Origin of the sequence: Pantoea sp. ME81 (assembly GCF_903970985.1) — a bacterium.
GTDB lineage: Bacteria > Pseudomonadota > Gammaproteobacteria > Enterobacterales > Enterobacteriaceae > Pantoea > Pantoea communis.
On sequence record NZ_CAJCKS010000357.1, the window covers coordinates 1 to 1,218 of the forward strand.

General features: G+C 58.3%; 1 pseudogene. It reads left to right on the plus strand.

Annotation, left to right across the window (positions count from 1 at the left end):
- A pseudogene (locus tag H7A81_RS27310) lies at positions 1–1,142 on the plus strand (UvrD-helicase domain-containing protein); the annotation flags it as partial.
- Between the last annotated feature and the right edge of the window lie 76 nt (positions 1,143–1,218).

Sequence of the window (1,218 nt, forward strand, 5' to 3'; positions counted from 1 at the left end):
ATCTCAACGCCTTTGAATCAGGCATGCTGTTTGAACAGCAACTGATTGAAGATGAGCAACAGCTGCTGCGTCAGGCCACGGCTGATTTCTGGCGTCGCCACTGTTATCCGCTCTCGCTGGATATTGCCCGCGTGATTGTCAACGAGTGGAGTGGCCCGGAGCAGTTGCTGGCGACGTTGCGGCCGTGGCTGCAGGGCGAATCTCCCAACCTGCTGTTGCCGCCCGCTAACGATGAAACACTGACGACGCGCCACAATCAAAACCTGGCGCGCATTAACGCGATCAAAGCCGAGTGGCGCGCGGTGGGTGAAGAGGTGCTGACGCTGGTGGGGCAGTCCGATGTGGACAAACGCAGCTACAGCAGTAAAAACCTGCCGGTGTGGGTAAATAAGGTCAGTTTCTGGGCGCAGAGTGAAACCCAGGATTATCAGGTGCCCGTGGAGCTGGCGCGCTTTGGTCAACAGGTGCTGGAGGAGAAAACCAAAAAGGGAAATCCTCCGCACCATGCCCTGTTTGCAGCCATCGACCGGTTCCTGGCTCAGCCGATTTCACTGCGCGATTTGGTGATTGCGCGCGCGCTGGTGGACGTTCGTGCTGCCGTACGGAAAGAAAAACGCCAGCAGGCGCTGCTGGGTTTTGATGATCTCCTGAGCCGACTGGATGATGCTCTGCAGCAGCCTGCAGGAGAAATGCTGGCGCAGGCGATTCGTCAGCGTTTTCCGGTAGCGTTAATCGACGAATTCCAGGACACCGATCCGCAGCAATACCGCATTTTCCGCACGCTGTACGGTAATCAACCCGAGCATGCGTTGCTGTTGATTGGCGATCCAAAACAGGCCATTTACGCCTTTCGTGGCGCAGACATCTTTACCTATATCCGCGCGCGCAATGAAGTGAGCGCGCATTACACCCTCGACACCAACTGGCGCTCTTCGCCAGCAATGGTGGAGAGCGTCAATCAGCTGTTCAATCGGCTCGAAGCGCCTTTTGTCTTTGATGCTATCCCTTTCTTGCCGGTGCACTTCGCTGAGCCAAATCAGACGCTTTCTCTCACACTGGATAACCAGGATCAGGCGGCACTGCGTTTCTGGCTGCTGCCGGGCGACGGGTGCAGCGTAGGCGATTATCAGCAGGCGTTAGCCGCTCTGGTGGGCCGCGGGGGGGGCGGAGGTGGGGCGTGAGCTGGGTAGTGCGCGGGGGATGGAGCGGCTGCTGCGG